Here is an 18,053-nt window from a genome sequence, read left to right on the forward strand (position 1 = left end):
CCCAGGGCATCGCCTGAGCATATACTGGGTGGCGGAGGTTCGGTCATGCCGGTGCGTAGCAGGGGGGTTTGGTGCTGGGCGCCGATTGCGGCGGCAGGGCTCGTCGCAGCAGGAGGCCCATTGGCTTGCGGTAGGGTGCTCCTTGACGATCCGGGCGCCGCGAGCGACGGGGAAGGGGGAAGCTCCTCCGAGGTCGACGGCTCCGGGGAGGCCGGGAACACGGCGTCAGCAGGAGGAGTTGGAGCGAGTGGCGCGGGCGGAGCCACGGGCAACGGCTCCGGCACGGGTGGCCTGTTCGGATCGGCTGGGTCGAGCGACGGCGGCGCGTCAGCGAGCTCGGGCGGCGTGGGCGCGGGCAGCACGAGCGGCGGGGTTCCGGAGGGAACCGGCGGGAGCGCGGGGGCACCCACGGAGCTGGACTGCGCCACGGCGCGGCCCATCTCGAGCTCGCTCGATTTGAAGCACCAGGTCGATATCGACGAATTGCCGCTCATCTCGGAGGTCCAGGGGGACCTGACGCTCAGCGAAGGGGTGAACCGGCTGCACCGCCTTGGCTGTCTGCGGCACGTCACGGGCACGATCACCCTCCGGTACACGCGTAACCTGCCCACGCTCGAGGGGCTCGAGCGGCTCGAGTCCATCGCGGCGGGGTTGACGATCGTGAACAACGATACGCTCGCGAGCATGACGGGGCTTCATGGCCTGAAGGTCGTGGAGGGCTCGTTGAACATCCATTCGAACCTCCGCCTCGCTGACCTGGGCGGACTCGAGAGTTTGACGACGGTGCGCCATGGCATCCAGATCGAGAACAACCCTGTCCTGGCGAGCCTCGCCGGGCTGCGCAACCTGACCGGCACGGGCGCGGTGGTGCTCAAATCCAACTTGGCTCTCAGGAACTTGCAGGGCCTCGACGGCGTGAGTCAGCTCGCCAACCTCCTCGTCATCGGCAACGCGAAGCTCGAGAGCCTCGGGGGGCTCTCGGCGCTCGAGACGATCTACCAAGATCTCACCATCGCGAGCAACGCCGTGCTCACTTCCATCGATGGACTCTCTGCGCTCCGGGCGATCGAGCAAAATCTCACCATTTCAAACAACCCGGAGCTCACCAGCATCGACGGACTCTCTTCGCTCGAGCGGATCCACTACGGTCTCGAGATCACGACGAACCCGAAGCTCCCCACCTGTGAAGCGGAAGAGCTCCGTGAGCGGACCGGCGTTCCAGAAGCGTATGTGAGCAACAACGACGACTCGGCGACGTGCCCCTGACGACGGGGCGTTGCGCGCCGTTGCGCGCGGGGCTGCGCAACGGCGCGGGCGTTCGCTCGACGCGCCTGGTGAGCGAAGGGCACCGCCGCGCCGTCTACCTGCGCAGGAGGCGTCCCTGCCGGGTCTTGCTCGTCAGCGCGCCGTCCTGCGCCACCACCGCGTCGCCCGAGCTGGCTGACCGGCATCGCTTTAAGATCTGTTTAAGGAGCGCCCCCGCCGCCCGCTCCCATAGTTCCTCCGTACGGCGAAGGCGCCCGCCGAACGGAGGACCTCATGCCCCGCTCCATTGTCGCTCCTTTCCTCTATGTCGTTGCTCTCCCCGCCGCCCCTGCCGCCTGCGGCTACGTCGAGATCGCCCCGCACGGCACCTCGGGTGGCAGCGGCGGCGGTGCTGCCGTCACGGGGACCGGCGGCGGTGCTGCCGGCGCGGGGACCGGCGGCGCCGGCGCCGGTGGCGAGGATGCTCCCTCGACCGGCTCGACAAGCACATCGACCGGCCCGGCGCCGGCTCCCTCCTGCGCTGCCGCAGAGTGCGCCGTGCGCATCGCGGAGGGCGCTCCGAACTGCGCCATCACCGCCTCCGGAGAGGTCTTCTGCTGGTGGAGCGGAGTCCTCCGGCAGGAGCGCTTGGCCGGCCCGGTCGAGCGTCCGGGCCTCGGCGACGTCGTCGCTGCGTCTAACCATCCCATGCACATGTGCTTCCTCCACGCTGACGGGCGCGTCTCCTGCCAGGGTTCGGACATCAACGGGCCGCTCTTGCTGCGCAGCATTCCCGAAGAGGAGATCCGCGAGGTGCCCGCCGTGCTTCCGGAGCTCGAGGGGGTCGTCCAGCTCTCCGTGGGTTTCGTCGCCGCAGTGGAGCCCGAGCGCGCGCGCCTCGCCTCGGAGCAGCGCCCGGCGTACCTGGTCGCGGCCGTCATCGCTCGCCGGCACCCTGAGCCGCGCCGTAGCCCTCAGGGATGAGGAGGCGGCCCGGGTGGTTCACGATGCGATCGGGCGGTTGCTCGGTCTGCCGGCGATACCGGAGGGGCGAGCGCGCTCGCGCCCGTAGGTGACCTGCCGGCGTGTTGACGGTCACGATGGTTCGCGCCACGCTCGAGCCCAGGCGAGGTCTGAGGTAGGCTTCCCCGCCCATGAGCCTGCTGCTCTCGATGACCCCTTGCCCCAACTGCGGCGCGCCGCTCTCCGTCGAGCCGGGGCTGCGCAACGTCATCTGCATCTTCTGCAACACGAGCCTCTTCGTCGAGCGGCCCGCCACCGGCGCCGCCGTCGCGCAAATCAGGGCGCAGAGCGTCTCGAAGGACGACATCGAGCGCGTCAAGCAGCTGCTCGTCGACGGCAAGCGCGACGAGGCCATTGCCCACTATGCGCGGGCAGCGTCCGTGTCCAGAGACGAAGCCGAGCGGGCCGTGGAGAGCGTGTTCCTCTCGGCCTACTGGACGCTCGTCCGTCACTTGCCGATCAACGGCTTCGGCTTCTTCCTCCACGCGGTCTTCGTCTTCGGGGGCGCCGGGATCGCCGCCTGGGCCGCAACACAGGCAGTCGAGTCGCCGGCGTACCTGGCGCTCGTCGCGGCGGGGGGCCTCTTCGCGATTCTACAGCTCGCGCGGTTCCTGCGGCACCTCGCCTCCACCCTTGTCGCATCGTTCGGCTCCCTCGGCCGCGGGCGCGTCCTCCGTTGCTCGGTGGTGCGGGAGTTCGTGAAGCAAAATGGCTTTTTCGTCGTGGTCGTCTTCGAGGTCGTCCCCGACGACGGCAGTCCGGCCTTCGTCGATCAGGAGACCCTCCTCGCCGGCGAGGAGTCTCTCCGGAAGCTCTCGCCGGGCAACGTCGTCCGCGTGCGCTTCGATGGCGCTCGCAAGCGCGTCTTCCCGACCACCCCCGTCACCGTGCTGGCGACGGGGGTCTGACGCGGGGCGGGGGGTCTGCGGCTCGGCGTCCGGAGGGCTCACGGCATCGCCGATGCGGCTCAGGACGCGCACGTGCCACGTGTCCCCCACGGGCAACGGCGCTAGCGAGGAGCCGCTTGAGATGAGCTCGCTCCCCGCATCACCTTTCCGCCAGGAGCCCATGCGAGCTCGCATCTTCGCCGTGCGCGCGGCTCGCGACCCCGCACGTGCTCGCAGCTTGCCGCGCCGCCCCCCCGCTGATAGCTCGCTGGACGCAATCAGGAAGCGAGGGGACGTATGAGCGAATACCGAACAATCGCGGCGGCGCCGGTGCTGGTGGCGGCGTTCCAGGATCAGATCTTCGGCGTCGACCCGGCCACCGGGCGCGTGCTCTGGGAGTACAAGCAGGCCGGGGTCGGTTTCTCTTCCACAGCGCTCCTGATCACGCCTGCGGCGATCTACGCGGCGAGCTTCAGCAGCGTCGCCTGTCTGCATTACCCGACGGGCGAGCTGCTCTGGGAGGTGAAGGCCGCCACGCAGGGCCGCGCCACGCTCCTCCTGGAGGGAGACCGGCTCTTCGTCGCCAAGCAGGGCGAGGTGGAGTGTTTCTCGCTCACCGGCAAGAGCCTCTGGCACAACCAGTTCAAGAGCAAGGGGATGGGCCCGGTCGCCCTGGGCGTGCCGGACAATGTGGCGCAGCCGGACGACAAGGACTGACGCCCCCCCCGGCGCTACGCCGCCCGCGCCTCCCAGTCGATCCGGTATGCGTGCACGCGCGCCTGCACCGCCGCGCCGAGCCGCAGTAACAGCGGCAGCGCCCGGTCGCGGGACCACTCGGCCACCGGACCGGCGACCGCTTTGCGGCTGCCGTGCCGCCGCGCCTTGCGGACGATCGCCTCGACGCGCGGCCGCCGCAGACGCTCGAAGGCCGCGAACGCCTGCTCCGGCTCGGCCGCGTCCCGGAGGCACCGCGCGAGGAGCCGTCGTCCCGAGAAGACGACGCTCTACGAGATCGTGCGCGACAACGTGGAGACGCTGTACGGGGCCATCGACGACGGCGCCATCGCCGTCCGGACACCCAAGCACGCGAAGAAGGAGCTCGAAGCCTACCTCGACTGCGGGCTGCTCTGCCGCGGGTTCGTGCGGCCCCGGTGCGAGCGCTGCGAAGAGAGTCGGCTGGTGGCCTTCAGCACCAGCGCGAGCGGGACGAAGCGGTTCGCGAGCAACAGCGCCCCGGCGGCGACCTCCACGCGCTTGATGAGCGGCACCATGTACCCCATCGCCGTCAGGGCATCCAGGAACGCCGCCGCGCGCTCCGGCACCCCGGGGGGCGGGATGAAGCCCAGAAAGCCGTTGAGGCCGAAGACGAAGAGCATGAAACCGAACAGCACGCGCGCCACCGGAGGCCTGCCGACCCGTCCAGACTGACAGGCCCCGCGGGCGCAGAGCAGTCCGCGCCCCGGCAACACACCGCTTCCCGCACGGAACCACGAGCGGCGGTCCAGCATCCTCGATTCACGGGAAGACACCTGTGCACCGGGAGGACGGTGTGCGGAGCCTGCCCCGCGCAGCGGCCGCCGCGACGGGCGGGCGCTCAGGCATCTCCAAGGTGCTGACCGGGTATCTCGACCGCCTCGTGCGGTGAACGGCGTCGAGCAGAGGCAACGACGAAGAGGTCGCGGCGCTGCGCGGAGGTCCCGCGGCCGCACGCCTCACCGAAGGACGTTGAGGTGGTCGAACCGCGCGACCCCGGGCGGCTCCGTGGGGGCGGCGTCGATCGTGCCGGCGCCGATCACGATGCGGAGCGAGGAGACAGAGGTCGTGCTGTCTTCGGCGTGCTGCACTGTCCACTCGTAGCCGTCCTGGAAAGTTTCCCAGGTGAGCCGGCCATCCGACTCGCCGAACGCGACGAACAGCGGTGCCGTAGGATCGTAGTCGACCGACGTGAGGATGGGGGGTGACGGCCCCGTGCCGAGCTTGATATCGAGCTGCGTCCCGGCGAACCCCATCTCGATGTACTGAGCGTCCTCGGTGACCGCCGAGACGTGCGCGTACGCGTTCGAGCCGGGGTTGAAGCCCGAGACGACCTCGATGGCGATGTGGCAGCCTGTCAGGTCGTACCTGGCCTTCGAGATGACCGACATGTGCTGTCCGGGCTCGGGGTCCGACAGCTCGAAGACGAGCTCGCCGTCCTGCGGAGCGCCCGGGGGGACGCCGTTGAGCGGCTCCCAGTGCTCCGCGAGCGTGTCGCCGTCGAAGTCGTCCGCGGGAGAGGCAACGCAAAAGGGCGTACCACCGGCGCCTCCGCCCTCGCCGGCGCCCGGATCCGGCTCACCGACCCCGCCGGCCGCCGCGGCGGGATCGCCGTCGAAATCGAGGCGGCCCACTCCCGTGATCTCGTTGCAAGCCGCGCTGCCCACGAGACTCATCGAAAGGAGTAGCACTCTCCACGCCATCATCGAGCTCATCAACGCATCTCCGTTTCGGAAAATCTATTCGTCGTGCCAGGGAGAGCGACATGAACTCCGCTCTTCGTTGCAGCGTGTTCTCTTGCGACGAACCGATCCCCACGTTTCGCCAGGAGCAGTCGGCGCGCCAGCGGCGGCGTGCTCCATCCAGACCGGGTAGAGGTGGTATACACCGGGGCATCGATCGAGGCCAGGCCGAACAGCGGAGCATCGTCTGGATCTGCACGCAGCCGGAGACCCAGTGGTCTTGGACGTCGCCTGGAAGCGGTGGCCCGGGCGCGTGCCGCCTGCTCCACTCGCGAGCTGCGGTGGGCGGCTCGCCTGCGATTCTCGGAGCCGTCCCTGACTCGTGGAGTCCGACTGGACGAGCTCATTGACAGAACGGGCCTAATGCGATTAGCCAGGTCTTCCACGCCTGAAACGCCTGGAATTACCCCGACGTAGCACCAAGCGGTAGGCATCCTACGTAGTTCTGTACCCTGCTGACACTCGCGGACGACAGCGGACGACAAGCCCCACTGCGCCGCGCCCGATGCCGGTGGCCTTTTCGCGGCCGACCTGGGACGCCGCGTCGAGCTGCGTGCTCATCAACCTGTCGAGCGATATCGTCTCCGAGACGCGCACGCAGTTCCCCGGGGACGAGGACTACTACCTCGGCAACACCTTCCTGCCCGACAAGGGCGGCATCATGACGTCGGGGCATATGGCAGTCGACGTCCCGGGGAGCCCAGGCGAGGCCGACGCGCGCGCGCCCGCAAGCCAGCGCCGACGTCGGTGGTCACGGACCATCAGCGCCCGGGCGAGGCGGCTTGCGTCTGGACCTCACGGACACGACGCTGGCAGCGCTCGTGGTCGGCGCGGGACTGATCCTCCGGGAAGCCGAGCAGGCGCTGGCGGATGTCGAGCGGCATGCAGTAGTTGGTCGCGGTCCACAGCTTCGGGTCGTCGGCGCCCGAGAGCGGCTCGAGGTCGCTCCACACGATCACCGTCTTGTCGTCCGAGGCCGTGACGATGCGCCTTCCATCGGGGCTCCACACCGCCGTGTTGACGGCATCGTCGTGCCCAAGGAGCACGAGGGGTTGTCCCGTGCCGTCGGCCTTCCACACGCGCACAGTCTTGTCCTGCGACGCGGAAACGATGCGCTGGCCGTCTGGGCTAAACGCCGCCGCGTAGACGCGGTCGTCGTGTCCAAGGAGCACGAGGGGCTGGCCCGAGCCGTCGGCCTTCCACACGCGCACCGTCTTGTCCTGCGACGCGGAAACGATGCGCTGGCCATCGGGGCTCCACGCTGCTGTATGGACGTCACCGTCGTGACCACCGAGCACGAGGGGCTGGCCCGAGCCATCGGCGTTCCACACGCGCACCGTCTTGTCTTTCGACGCGGAGACGACGCGCCCGCCATCGGGGCTCCACGCCGCCCCATAGACGACAGCGTCGTGACCACGGAGCACGAGGGGCTGGCCCGAGCCATCGGCGTTCCACACGCGCACCGTCTTGTCCTGCGACGCGGAGACGATGCGCTGGCCGTCGGGGCTCCACGCCGCTGGATTGACGCCACCGTCATGGCCACGGAGCACAAGGGGCTGGCCCGAGCCGTCGGCGTTCCACACGCGCACCGTCCCGTCCCACGACGCGGAGGCGATGCGCCGGCCGTCGGGGCTGAACGCCGCCCCAAAAACGATATGGTCGCAACCACGGAGCACGAGGGGCTGGCCCAAGCCGTCCGCCTTCCACACGCGCACCGTCCTGTCAGAAGCGGCGGAGACGATGCGCTGGCCATCGAGGCTGAACGCCGCCGCGTTGACGCAGTCGCTGTGACCACGGAGCACGAGGGGCCGGACCGAGCCGTCGGCGTTCCACACGCGCACCGTCCTGTCTTCGGACGCGGAGACGATACGCTGGCCGTCGGGGCTCCACGCCGCCGTAGGGACGCGGTCTGCGTGACCACGGAACACGAGGGGCTGGCCCGAGCCGTCGGCGTTCCACACGCGCGCCGTCTTGTCAAAAGACGCGGAGACGATGCGCTGGCCGTCGGGGCTAAACGCCGCCCCATAGACGCTACCGTCGTGACCACGGAGCACGAGGGGCTGGCCCGAGCCGTCGGCGTTCCACACGCGCATCGTCCTGTCTTCGGACCCGGAGACGATGCGTCGGCCGTCGGGGCTCCACGCTGCCGTAAGGACGAAATCGTCGTGACCACGGAGCACGAGGGGCTGGCCCGAACCGTCGGCGTTCCACACGCGCACTGTCTTGTCCATCGACGCCGAGACGATGCGCTGACCGTCGGGGCTGAATGCCGCCGCATCGACGCGGTCGTCGTGACCACGGAGCACGAGGGGCAGTCCCGAGCCGTCACTGTTCCACACGCGCACCGTCTTGTCCCACGACGCAGAGGCGATGCGCTGGCCGTCAGGGCTAAACGCTGCTGCATAGACGACAGCGTCGTGACCACGGAGCACGAGGGGCAGTCCCGAGCCGTCAGCGTTCCACACGCGCACTGTCTTATCTGCCGACGCGGAGACGATGTGCTGGCCGTCGGGGCTGAACGCCGCCGCGAAGACGTGGTCCTCATGACCACGGAGCACGAGGGGCAGTCCCGAGCCGTCACTGTTCCACACGCGCACCGTCTTGTCCCACGAAGCGGAGACGATGCGCTGGCCGTCGGGGCTGAATGCGGCAGACCAGGCCAAATCCTCGTGGAGGAGCACCATCGTGGCGACGCCTGCACCCCGTGCCCACCGCGCAAGCTCGCCCCATCCCGGCGGCGCCGGGCCCGGCTCGATCTCGCGGAGTAGCGCGAGCATCGTGGTGGGGTCTCCCTGGCACTCGCGGGCCGCGGCCATCCGCGTGGCATTCCGGGCGCTCGCGGCGCTGCGCTCTGCCTCGGCCCTCTCCGCCTCGGCCCTCTCCGCCGCCCGCTTCGATTGGACCGCCAGAGCGGAGACCAGGAGCACGACCAGGCTCAGGGCACCGAACAGCACCGCGACGACCTGCCTCCTCCTCCGTCGTTCCCGCTCCCCCAGCGCCACCACCGCCGCGAGGTAGCGCGCCTCCCGCGCGCCCTGCTGCGCGCCCGCCGCCGGGCCCTGCCGCTTCTGCCAGCGCCGGGCTTCCTCCGCCGCCTCGCCTCGCCAGAGCAGGCCGTCGGCGCAGCCGCTCGCCTCCCATTGCTTGGCCGCGGGGCGCACCCGCGCGAGGAACTCCGCCGCCTCCTGGTTGTCGTCCAGCCATCGCCCGAGCTTGGGCCAGCTCTCGATCAGCGACTCGTGCACGAGCTCCACCGTCGGGAACGCGCGCTCTTCGGCGGTCTCGATCAAGAGCAGCCGCGCCTCGCAGAGGCGGAAGACTACCCGGTCCACGGCGTCTGCCTGTTCGTCGAGCTCTCGCAGGTCGGGCAAGCTCACCACGGCGCGCGTCCGCTCGGGCGTGACCAGGCGGAGGAAGACGGCCCGGCAGAGGCTCTGCTCGATCCCCGAGAGACCTGCGAGCACCGCGTCGGCATGGGTGGAGAGCGCGCCCGCGACACCCCCGAGCTTCTCGTAGCTCTCTTGCGTCAGGAGCCGGCGCCCACGATCGCGCGCCTCCCACAGCTTGGTCGCGGTGAACTGCAAGAGCGGCAGGGGGCTCGCCGCGCTCTCCAGGGCGCGGAGCATCGCTAGCGTCATCTCGGCGGTCTCGAAGCGATAGCCGAGAGCCTCGACCGGCCGCATCAGCGCCGCCACGAGGCCGTTCGGGTCGAGGGGCGGCAGGAACCAGAGCCCGCGGGTCACCTCGGTCATGAGCCGGCGATCTTCGGCCAGCCGGTCGAGGAAGTCCGAGCGCATGCAGAGCACGACGCGGAGCGGGGACAACGCGTCGTCGGCGACGCCCTCCAGGCACGCGACGAACGCGGCCCGCTCCGCCGGATCGATGCCCTGCGTGTAAAGCTCCTCGAGCTGATCGACGAAGACGAGAATCTTGTGCTCGGCGCTCTGGCTGCGGCAACGCGCGCGCAGCCGGGCGCCCAGGAGGCCGGGCTGGGCGCGCAGGGCCGCGATGAGCGCATCGGGATCGCTCGCCGAGGAGAAGGCGTGCGAGCTCGACGCGTCGGGTGGAGCTCCCGTCGTCACCGGCGTGGCCGCGATCTGCGCGAGCAGGTCGGCGAGCGCGTGGAGCGGCCTTCGCCCCGGCCTGCGCGTGAACGCCTCCCAGGGCTCGCCCGAGCGCTTCAGCGCCGGGATCACGCCCGCGCGCACGAACGACGATTTTCCCGCGCCGGACGGCCCGGCAACCATCACGAGCGGCTGGCTGCGAAGACGTCCGACGAGCGCGGCGACGTCGTGATCGCGCCCAAAGAAGCGCCCGGCGTCCACCTCCTGGAACGCGCCCAGCCCGGCAAAGGGGCTCTCGTCCTCGCGGAGCGCCGGCGCCTTCGCGCCCGGCAGCAAGGGCTCGAGCGCCGCGATGAGCTCCTCGGTTCCGCCGAAGCGCTCGTCCGGGCGCTTCTTCAGGCAGCGATCGATCACGTCGCCCAGCGCGCCCAGGTCGGGACGCGTGTCGCTTGCGCGCGGCATGGGCACGTCGAGACGCCGAACCTGCCCGAGTTGCCCCACCGCGAACGGCGCGAGCGGGTGCGTCCCGGTGCAGAGCTCGAAGAGCATGATCCCCACGGCCCACAGATCCGTCCTGGGATCGACCTTCTCCGCCCGCCATTGCTCCGGCGCCATGTACGGGACGGTGCCGACGAGCGCTCCTTCCTGCGTCAACGCCGGTAGCCAGCGCGAATTCGCGCCCTGGGCCGCGAGCCGCTCGATCTCGTCGGCGTCGAGCTGCTTGGCGATACCGAAGTCGAGCACCTTGATCGGCCCCGCCTCGGTCAAGAAGACATTCTCCGGCTTGAGGTCACGGTGCACGATCCCGAGCGCGTGGGCGCAGCCCAGCGCGCGCACCACCGGGAGCATCAGCTCGACCGCGAGGCTCAGCGGCAGCGGCCCTCCTCGCTCGACCAGGAAGGCGCGCAGCGTGCGGCCCTCCAGGTGCTCGAGCACCATGTAAGGAACGCGGTCGACCTCGTCCACCTCGTGGATCACCACGATGTTCTCGTGCTTGCAGCGCGCCGTGGACCGCGCCTCGGCGAGGAAGCGCTCGGCGCTCCGGCCGTCGGACTCGAGGAGGACCTTGACGGCGACCAGTCGGCCCAGCTTGGTGTCGCGGGCCAGGTAGACCACGCCCATGCCACCCTGGCCCAGCTTGCGGATGATCTCGTAGTGCTTGAGGGTGGAGTCCACCTGCGGAGCCGCGACCGCCGGGTGCAGGGGTCGCGACCGCAGGGCTGCGGTGGCGATCCGCGCGCGACCGAGGGCGCCCGTCGCGTCGTCCTGATCGCTGGTCTGGAGGACCTCCCCCGGCGGCGATCCCTTGGCGACGCCACGCAAGGATTCTCCCGGAGGCACCGCCACGCTACTGAACTCCAGCTCGGCCAGCCGAGCGACGATGACGCGGCAAACCGCACATCCGTCGATGTGGTGCGCGATCGCCTCGAAACCTGACGGATACGCGGCGTACTCTGCGAGCTGGTTGTCTGTGGGGCAGTCCGACGTCGGCTCGATGGTGCCCGACTCTTACCACACGGAGCGGGGCTGTCAGGCGACACGCCTTCTTGACGGCCCGCGCCGACATCAGCCATTCTCCGCAGGTGGATCGAGCGAGCGGTCTCTCTTCTGCGTTCGCGGCGGGCCTCGGCGGGGGCGGGGTGATGCCCGAGGCCGATCCCGGCGCGACGATCGCGGCGCTCTTCGAGGCGGGGCAGGCGGCCTTCCCGGCCATCGCCGTCGAGGCGACCGCGCTGGCGCGCTACCTCGGCGAGCGTTGCTCGGCCGCGGGCGGCGCGCTGCCGCCTCCGTCGCTCGCGGCCGACGTCTACCTGGCGTGCGCCTGCGTCCTCGGGGTACCGGGTGCGCACGCCGCGTTCGAGCGGGAGTTCTCCGGGGTGATCGCGCGCGCGGCGGCCCGCGTCGAGCCGTCGCCCGCCTTCGCCGACGACCTCCGGCAGGTGGTCCTCGAGGGCCTCTTCAGCGCGCCGCCCTCGGCCACGCCGAAGATTGCCGGGTACGCGGGGCGCGCGCCGCTCCGGACTTTCCTGCGCGTGATCGCGGTACGCACCGCGATCAACCTGCGGCGGCGCAAGGCGGACATGGCGAGCACCCCGCTCGACGAGGAGCGGGAGATCGCCGCCTCCGTCGACGTGGAGGCCGCCTACCTCGAGGCGCGCTACAAGGCCGAGTTCGAAGAGGCCGTGCGCGTCGCGATGGGGCGCCTCTCGCCGAAGCAACGCGCGCTGCTTCGCCTCCACCTGCTCGACGGCCTGAGCATCGACGTCCTGGGCGCGCATTACCAGGTCGGGCGCGCCACGGCGGCGCGCTGGCTTGCGGCCGCGCGCGAGGCGCTGCGCGAGGGCACGCGCGCGGAGCTCGTCGCCAAGCTCGGCCTCACCGAGTCGCAGTACGCGAGCCTGGCCAGGTTGATCCGGGGCCGGCTCGACGTGAGCGTCGCCTCGCTCCTCCGTGAGTAGGCACACCTCGCCAGACTATTTTTGAGACTTCGTCCGCCTCACGGTGACTTCCCGGTAGGCACGCGGGTGTGAGCCCCCGGCCCTCCTGGCGAAGGAAGGGTCTGGCACCACCGCGAAACGCCGTGGATCGTTCGGCGACGTCGCACGTCGCCGATACAGCGTGACGAGAAAAATGCACCCGAAAAGGATCAAGAAAGACGCGATCACCCGCACGCCGCGTCCTCCTCGCAGCCGACCGAGGGGCGCGCCGCCAGTCCCTCCTCGCCCTCGCCTCGCCTCTTTCCTCGCCACCGCCGCCCTCCTCGTGTCGGCGCCCCTCGCGTGCGCGCCCCCGGGCGATCCGAGAGGGGCAGATGGCTCGGACGCCGCGGGGCGACGGCCTGAGCATCGACGTCCTTGGCGCGCATTACCAAGTCGGGCGAGCCACGGCGGCGCGTTGGCTTGCGGGCGCGCGCGAGGCGCTGCGCGAGTTCACGCGCGCAGAGCTCGTCGCCAAGCTCGGTCTCACCGAGTCGCAGTACGCGAGCCTGGCCAGGCTGATCCAGGGCCGGCTCGACGTGAGCGTCGCCTCGCTCCTCCGCGAATAGAGCTCCTTTCGCAAACGTACGGCGGGAGGGCTGCGCTTCGCGTAGCGCACGTGGGGTGCCGCCTTGTCTCGGGAGACAAAAGCTAGCCCCGCGCGCGCGAAGGACGTTTGCGGCCGTCGGGGTAGCCATGCCCTCGCCAAACTATTTTTGAGACTTCGTCCACGTCGCAGTGACCTTCAAGTGGGCAGAGCGATGTGAGCCCCGGTCCTCCTCCCGAGGGGAGGGATCTGGCCACACCGCGGGGGGGAGCGCTGTAGACGAATCGGCGAAATCGCCGAGAAAAAACAACGAGAAGCATCATGCAATCGAAGAGCATCAAGAACGACGCAATCACCCGCGCGCCGCGTTCTCCTCGCTGGGTACCGATGGGCACGCCTTCACGACCTGCTCGCCCTCGCTTCGCCTCCTTCCTCGCCACCGCCGCCCTCCTCGCGTCGGCGCCGCTCGCGTGCTCGCCCGCCCACGATGCGACAGGATCAGATAGCTCGGACGCCGCGAGCGCGGCGCCTTCATGCAGTCCGGCGGAGGCCTCGTGAGCGCCGGCCTCGCCTGGTGGTGGGGCACTTCGCACACGCAAGCCGCCGAGAACTACCCTGGCAACAAATACCTGCGCACGGCGGTCGCTGAATACGATCCGCTAGACAGAAACGTCGATGAAATGGATTTGAACAGCGTTGAACACCGTTGGACAGCGCCAGGCAGCGCCAAGCAATGACGATGGAAGCGCTCGCCTCTCGGCCAGCCGTGATTGCCCACGCGAGCCCTCACATCGTGCGAGATCACGCGCCTCGTAAAGGAGACACCATGAGAAATACATTCGCCTTCGCCATGTTCGGAGCCACGCTTCTCGCCGCCACGGCGAGTGCCCAAGCGAGCACAAAGAGTGTTCGTGTCCTCTACGTCGTGCCGAGCGACGCGCAGCGAAGTGACCGCGCCGCTCTCGTCGCGAACGCCGTCGAGCACAACCGTCAGACATGGCACAACTACGGCGCCACGATGACCACGGACGACGTCGTGACGGTTCGAAGCCATCATGACACGAGCTGGTTCCTGACCAACCCCGACGGCTTTCACGGCGGCCTGGCAGAGTGGTACTGGCTCGGAAACGCCTGCAACGCGGCCAGGGACGTGTACCCTGACGCCTGCACGGGGGACGCCAACCACAAGTACATCATCTTCCTGGAGGCCGACATCTCGAGCGTGAACGACAACGGGGCGGCCGCCAACTTCGGCGCAGCCGTCATGCCCAAGTGGATCATCGATGGAGCCGAGCAGGGGGACCTGCGCAGGATCGGAAGCATCGGCCACGAGCTCGGGCATACGTTCGGCATGCCGCATTCCGACTGCGCGTCGCAATGGCCTACGAAAAACATCATGTGCAATGGCGCCTACTACCCGCACAACCGGCTGAACCACCTCGACTACCCCTACCTGTTCAGCGCTGAGAGCAGTGCCTATTTCGAAGAGACTCCATCTGATCTGTTCGACGTCGGCCAGGGGAAGGTCCTCGACGGAGAGATCTGGAAGACCCAGCTCGGGCTCGACCTCGAGGGGTGCGCGCTCTCCTGCCTGAGCGACCCTGACTGCAGCTCCTTCGTTCACTTCGACACGACGTGCGAGTTCAAGGAAGGTCGCCTGAGCGAGGCCTGGGATGTCCCTGGGTATACCTCGGCTCAGATCAAGATACCCGCCGACGGCGCCGTCGAGAAGAAAGTTGCGCCGATCTGGCCCCCGCATCACGCGACGCAGGTGTGCCGGCAGGTGTGCGACATCTGGAGGAACGTCCCCTGGACCGAGTCGAGCTGGACGGGGTCCTGGTGGACCCCCCCGGAGAATGAATGGTCAGTTTGCCTCTGCGACTACAATCCTGACTACAATCCGTGAAGCGATACGCCGGGGCATGCGCTCGCGCATGCCCCGGCGGTGGCCGAGCTCGGCGCGAGCGACGTTGGTATGAATCCCGCTATCGACCCCGGTCCACCCTACTCCACAGGAGTGTTCATGCACCTTCGTTATGCCTCCAGGTTCCCGTTTGCCGCGGCGGTCATGTGCGCCGCGGCGTCCGCCTCTCTGGCCGCGTGCGGCGACGCGGGCGCGCCCGGCGAGGTCGCCGGCATCGACGCCGAGGAGCGCGCCGCGGAGCGCCGGCAGGCGCTGTCGGCCCCGCTGGATATCGAGCCGCTGCGATCGCTGATCCTCACGAAGGTCACCGACCCGCAAGCCATGACCCGGTTCCCGCTCCAGTTCGTCCTCAATCAGCTCATCATCAGGGCGGGGACCTTCGATGAACAGACCCCCCTCGATCTCTACCGCCGCTGGTGGGACTTCTTCAACCCCTCCGTTGGAGCTCAGTTCCCCGACGCCATCCATTGCGACGACCAGACCAACAGCGAAGGTTTTCCCGCGCTCAACGGCTACCGGATCTCGTGCGGCCGGAGGGAGGGCCGCCTCGCCACGAGCGATCCGTTCGACCCGGATTCGCCGCACTTCGTGGAGCCGATCGCGGTCGTGAACCGCTTCGATCTGGCGCCGCTGGACGGTTCGCACTGCGGCGAGTACCGGATCGTCTACGCCAAGAAGACGGCCGGCATCGCCGACCGCAACCTGTTCATCTTCGAGGCCCAGCTCCCGAACCCCCACCCCGAATGCGGCCTCGCCGCATGCCTCCCGGTGGCCGAGTTCTGGGCGCGCCTCTCGACCCTGGACGCGGCCGAGCGCGCCAACGAGCTCGAGACGTTCTTCACCGTCGGCCTGCTCGACGCCGGCTTCGGTCCGGTGCTCCACCCGGACAACTTCGCCGACGCGGTCCACGGCCCCGGAGGCCGCCGCGGCACGGGCCAGATCCGCACCAACCAGTTCATGGGCAACCCCGGCGCCCCCGGGCAGGTCCAGCCCGGCCAGATCTGGCAGCTCCGTGAGTTCAAGATCGCGAAGACCCCCGACGGGCCGAACGGCGGGGATCGGCTCACCTTCAAGCCGGTCACGGTGAAGGAGAACCCCTTCGGCGAGCTGTTCGGCACGAACTTCGACCAGAGCGACTTCCGCTACACGTGGTTCATGGACGACTTCCTCGAGTCGGTCGACAAGCTCACGACCCTCAGCGGCGACATCAACGATATCCAGCTCAAGAACTCGAGGGAGGCCCTCTACAACGCGGGCCAGAGCACCGTCGACGACAGCAACGACTACCTGAATCAGCTGCTGCCGGAGTTCAATTCGCTGCCGAACCTCGATCTGCGCGACCGGATCCAGGCCGAGCTCGTGCGCCTCGGGCGGGACAGCGTCTTCACGCCCGCGGACGTGGCCAACCGCGCCACCACCCAGTCGTGCGCCGGGTGCCACCAGCTGAGCGCCGGCGACTCGCTCGGCAACAACGTGACGTGGCCCGTGGAGGATACGCCGCGCCGGTTCGTCCATGTCAAGGAGGACGGGGAGCTCTCGACGGCGCTCACCGATTTCTTCCTCCCGCACCGCGAGGGCGTGCTCGAGGATTTCCTCGCGGCGCACGCGGACGGGAACACGTGCTCCACGCCGACGACCTCGGCCGCGCTCGCGGTGGAGAGCGACGAGGCGGTCCCCACGCTCGGCGGCGCGACGACGCACTGAACGCTACGCGCGTGTCAGCGCGACGACGAACTCCAGGAACGCGCGGACCTTGACCGACATGAGCTGCGCGGAGTGATGGTACGCGTAGAGGGGATACGTCTCCTCGGCCCACTCCGGGAGCACTTGAACCAGCCGTCCGTCGGCCAGGTGCTCGCGCACGTAGAGCTCGATCACCTGCGCGATCCCTTGGCCTGCGAGGCACGCCGCGAGGAGCGGAGCGCGTAGGTAAAAGAAGCCGGATCGCAGCGCGAAGAAGTGGTGCGCAGCAAACCGAAAGGGTGGACCGCGAGCGTCGTGATGGCTCGGTCCTGGGTCGAAAGAGCGTGGTCCGGGCGGCGCCGAGCGCGCTAGGGGCGCATCGGCGTGCCGTGGGCACACGTGTCCGTCCGGGCGTTGGTCTGGCCCGGGAGGCGCGTCGCGAGACGTTATGCGGCGTCACCGGGCGCCTTGCGGCGCAGAACGGTGCTCTTCCAGTACGGCGGGTGCAACGTGGGCGTTGGGAGAGCGTGCTGGAACATCGGTCGGCTCGCCGAGCGCGGAGAGGAAGCGGGCGATGTTCCTTGGCTCGGTCACCATGGCGACGAGCTTCATCCGCCCCTTGCAAGCTGGGCACTCGAGGACGTCGATCGCAAATGTGCGGCGCAAGAGCTCGGCGCGGTTTGTCGACCGCCCGATAGCCGCCACGCTTGCGTTTCGAAGCGGCGTCTTCGTCCGCCTTCGTAGGCTCTTCTGGCTTCGCAGGGCGCGGTCCGATGCGCTTGCGCGCCAACGTGGGCGACTTGCCGAGGCGAGCACGCCAGCGTACTTGACGGTGTGAAAGCGCGGCGGCGGGACGCTGGCCGCGAGGCGGCACAGGAGCGAGAGCGGATCCATGTCCACCGCGACAGTCCCGTCAGCGAAGGCGCGCTTGAGCGACAGCCGCACCAGGCCGTCCTGCTGCGGCTCGACGCGCTCGTTTGCGATCGGGGGTCGCAGCACGTAACGCAGCAGCGCCTCCCTCGCCGCGGCATGGTGCGCACCGGCGCGCGTCGCTGCGTGCAAGGTGAAGCCATCGAGCGCAGCGCACAGCGGCTTGTCGTACGCGAGCGCGCTCGGCGAAGACGGCGAGAGCCCGCGGAGCCATTGCGGGGCGACGACGTGTGGCGCGACTCTCGTCCCGAGACGGCGGAGGCACAGAGCGCTGCCTCGGGCTCGCCGTCCTCCTCGACGTCGTGCTCGATTTCGAGATGCCCGTGCCGCCGAAGGTAACGGAGCATCCGCCCGACGGCGTGCTCTATGACCTGACCGACCGCGCGAGTTGGAAGATGACCGAGTTCGTTCCACACGAGCTCGTGTGCCGTCTTCGTGATAAGCCCCGTCGAGGAAGACCACGTGCAGGCTCACCGAGGTGGAACCGCCGCTCGCCGCGCCGGAGGAAGCGTCCTGCTCGGGGTCGGCGCAGGCGGCGTCGAGCAGCGCAAAGGCGAGCAGCGCGCCCGCGATCGTCCAATGTTGCGACATGGCGTTCTTCCTTGCTGCCTTGGTGGCTGGAGGAGGATCGAGGATACCGAAAGCCTGGTCCGCCGAGAAGCGATGAATCGTGGTCTGCGTGTAGGTGTGGCGTGAGCGATGGCCGACAGAGGTCCTGATAGAAGCAGACTGCGGGACTATAAATTTGACGCCCCACTGCGCCGAGACCATGCTCCGG

13 protein-coding genes and 1 pseudogene are annotated in these 18,053 nt (G+C 69.2%); 9 read left to right on the forward strand and 5 right to left on the reverse strand.

What is annotated here, in order from left to right:
- The first annotated feature begins 135 nt into the window (after positions 1 to 135).
- The 4 genes from WMF46_RS08300 to WMF46_RS08315 all read left to right on the forward strand — a co-directional run bounded on the left by WMF46_RS08300 (position 136) and on the right by WMF46_RS08315 (position 3,872).
- A complete protein-coding gene (locus tag WMF46_RS08300; RefSeq protein WP_437985127.1) occupies positions 136 to 1,266 on the forward strand; it encodes a hypothetical protein in 1,131 nt (376 codons plus the stop codon).
- 273 nt (positions 1,267 to 1,539) lie between these two features.
- The gene (locus WMF46_RS08305; RefSeq protein WP_437985128.1) at positions 1,540 to 2,229 is read left to right on the forward strand and encodes a hypothetical protein; all 690 of its coding nucleotides are present in this window, start codon (positions 1,540 to 1,542) and stop codon (positions 2,227 to 2,229) included.
- 170 nt (positions 2,230 to 2,399) lie between these two features.
- Positions 2,400 to 3,176 carry a hypothetical protein gene (locus WMF46_RS08310; RefSeq protein WP_437985129.1) on the forward strand — a complete coding sequence of 259 codons (777 nt, stop codon included), beginning with the start codon at positions 2,400 to 2,402 and terminating at the stop codon, positions 3,174 to 3,176.
- A 276-nt stretch (positions 3,177 to 3,452) separates the two neighbouring features.
- Positions 3,453 to 3,872 carry an outer membrane protein assembly factor BamB family protein gene (locus tag WMF46_RS08315; protein ID WP_437550867.1) on the forward strand — a complete coding sequence of 140 codons (420 nt, stop codon included), beginning with the start codon at positions 3,453 to 3,455 and terminating at the stop codon, positions 3,870 to 3,872.
- Between the two features lie 389 nt (positions 3,873 to 4,261).
- Here WMF46_RS08315 and WMF46_RS08320 read toward each other — a convergent pair whose 3' ends face one another.
- From WMF46_RS08320 to WMF46_RS08330, 3 genes are all read right to left on the reverse strand, one after another.
- The gene (locus tag WMF46_RS08320; RefSeq protein ID WP_437985130.1) at positions 4,262 to 4,546 is read right to left on the reverse strand and encodes a hypothetical protein; all 285 of its coding nucleotides are present in this window, start codon (positions 4,544 to 4,546) and stop codon (positions 4,262 to 4,264) included.
- A gap of 321 nt (positions 4,547 to 4,867) precedes the next feature.
- Entirely contained in the window at positions 4,868 to 5,575 is a 708-nt protein-coding gene (locus WMF46_RS08325) for a hypothetical protein (protein ID WP_437985131.1), read from the reverse strand.
- 836 nt (positions 5,576 to 6,411) lie between these two features.
- Positions 6,412 to 11,037: an nSTAND1 domain-containing NTPase gene (locus WMF46_RS08330; protein WP_437985132.1), complete on the reverse strand. Its 4,626-nt coding sequence runs from the start codon at positions 11,035 to 11,037 to the stop codon at positions 6,412 to 6,414.
- Between the two features lie 224 nt (positions 11,038 to 11,261).
- Between WMF46_RS08330 and WMF46_RS08335 the strand changes: the two genes are divergently transcribed.
- From WMF46_RS08335 to WMF46_RS08355, 5 genes are all read left to right on the forward strand, one after another.
- Positions 11,262 to 12,173 (forward strand): sigma-70 family RNA polymerase sigma factor, encoded by a 912-nt coding sequence (locus WMF46_RS08335; RefSeq protein ID WP_437985133.1) that lies wholly within the window; start codon positions 11,262 to 11,264, stop codon positions 12,171 to 12,173.
- 353 nt (positions 12,174 to 12,526) lie between these two features.
- Positions 12,527 to 12,760, forward strand: a complete 234-nt coding sequence (locus WMF46_RS08340) for a hypothetical protein (protein ID WP_437310285.1) — start codon at positions 12,527 to 12,529, stop codon at positions 12,758 to 12,760.
- Between the two features lie 532 nt (positions 12,761 to 13,292).
- The gene (locus WMF46_RS08345) at positions 13,293 to 13,475 is read left to right on the forward strand and encodes a hypothetical protein (RefSeq protein ID WP_437985134.1); all 183 of its coding nucleotides are present in this window, start codon (positions 13,293 to 13,295) and stop codon (positions 13,473 to 13,475) included.
- An 89-nt stretch (positions 13,476 to 13,564) separates the two neighbouring features.
- Positions 13,565 to 14,644 carry a hypothetical protein gene (locus WMF46_RS08350; protein WP_437985135.1) on the forward strand — a complete coding sequence of 360 codons (1,080 nt, stop codon included), beginning with the start codon at positions 13,565 to 13,567 and terminating at the stop codon, positions 14,642 to 14,644.
- Between the two features lie 117 nt (positions 14,645 to 14,761).
- A complete protein-coding gene (locus WMF46_RS08355; RefSeq protein WP_437985136.1) occupies positions 14,762 to 16,366 on the forward strand; it encodes a hypothetical protein in 1,605 nt (534 codons plus the stop codon).
- A 3-nt stretch (positions 16,367 to 16,369) separates the two neighbouring features.
- Here WMF46_RS08355 and WMF46_RS08360 read toward each other — a convergent pair.
- A pseudogene (locus WMF46_RS08360) lies at positions 16,370 to 16,579 on the reverse strand (LysR substrate-binding domain-containing protein); the annotation flags it as partial.
- A gap of 222 nt (positions 16,580 to 16,801) precedes the next feature.
- Entirely contained in the window at positions 16,802 to 18,046 is a 1,245-nt protein-coding gene (locus tag WMF46_RS08365) for a transposase (protein WP_437985137.1), read from the reverse strand.
- Positions 18,047 to 18,053 lie beyond the last annotated feature (7 nt).

The sequence above is a fragment of the Sorangium sp. So ce117 genome (assembly GCF_051524395.1).
Classification (GTDB): domain Bacteria; phylum Myxococcota_A; class Polyangia; order Polyangiales; family Polyangiaceae; genus Sorangium; species Sorangium cellulosum_B.

Bases quoted from the DNA above. Each gene is read 5' to 3' on its own strand.
- WMF46_RS08305 (WP_437985128.1), top strand. From the start codon at position 1,540: ATGCCCCGCTCCATTGTCGCTCCTTTCCTCTATGTCGTTGCTCTCCCC.
- WMF46_RS08310 (WP_437985129.1), top strand. From the start codon at position 2,400: ATGAGCCTGCTGCTCTCGATGACCCCTTGCCCCAACTGCGGCGCGCCG.
- WMF46_RS08315 (WP_437550867.1), top strand. From the start codon at position 3,453: ATGAGCGAATACCGAACAATCGCGGCGGCGCCGGTGCTGGTGGCGGCG.
- WMF46_RS08340 (WP_437310285.1), top strand. From the start codon at position 12,527: ATGGCTCGGACGCCGCGGGGCGACGGCCTGAGCATCGACGTCCTTGGC.
- WMF46_RS08350 (WP_437985135.1), top strand. From the start codon at position 13,565: ATGAGAAATACATTCGCCTTCGCCATGTTCGGAGCCACGCTTCTCGCC.
- WMF46_RS08355 (WP_437985136.1), top strand. From the start codon at position 14,762: ATGCACCTTCGTTATGCCTCCAGGTTCCCGTTTGCCGCGGCGGTCATG.
- WMF46_RS08365 (WP_437985137.1), bottom strand. From the start codon at position 18,046: ATGGTCTCGGCGCAGTGGGGCGTCAAATTTATAGTCCCGCAGTCTGCT.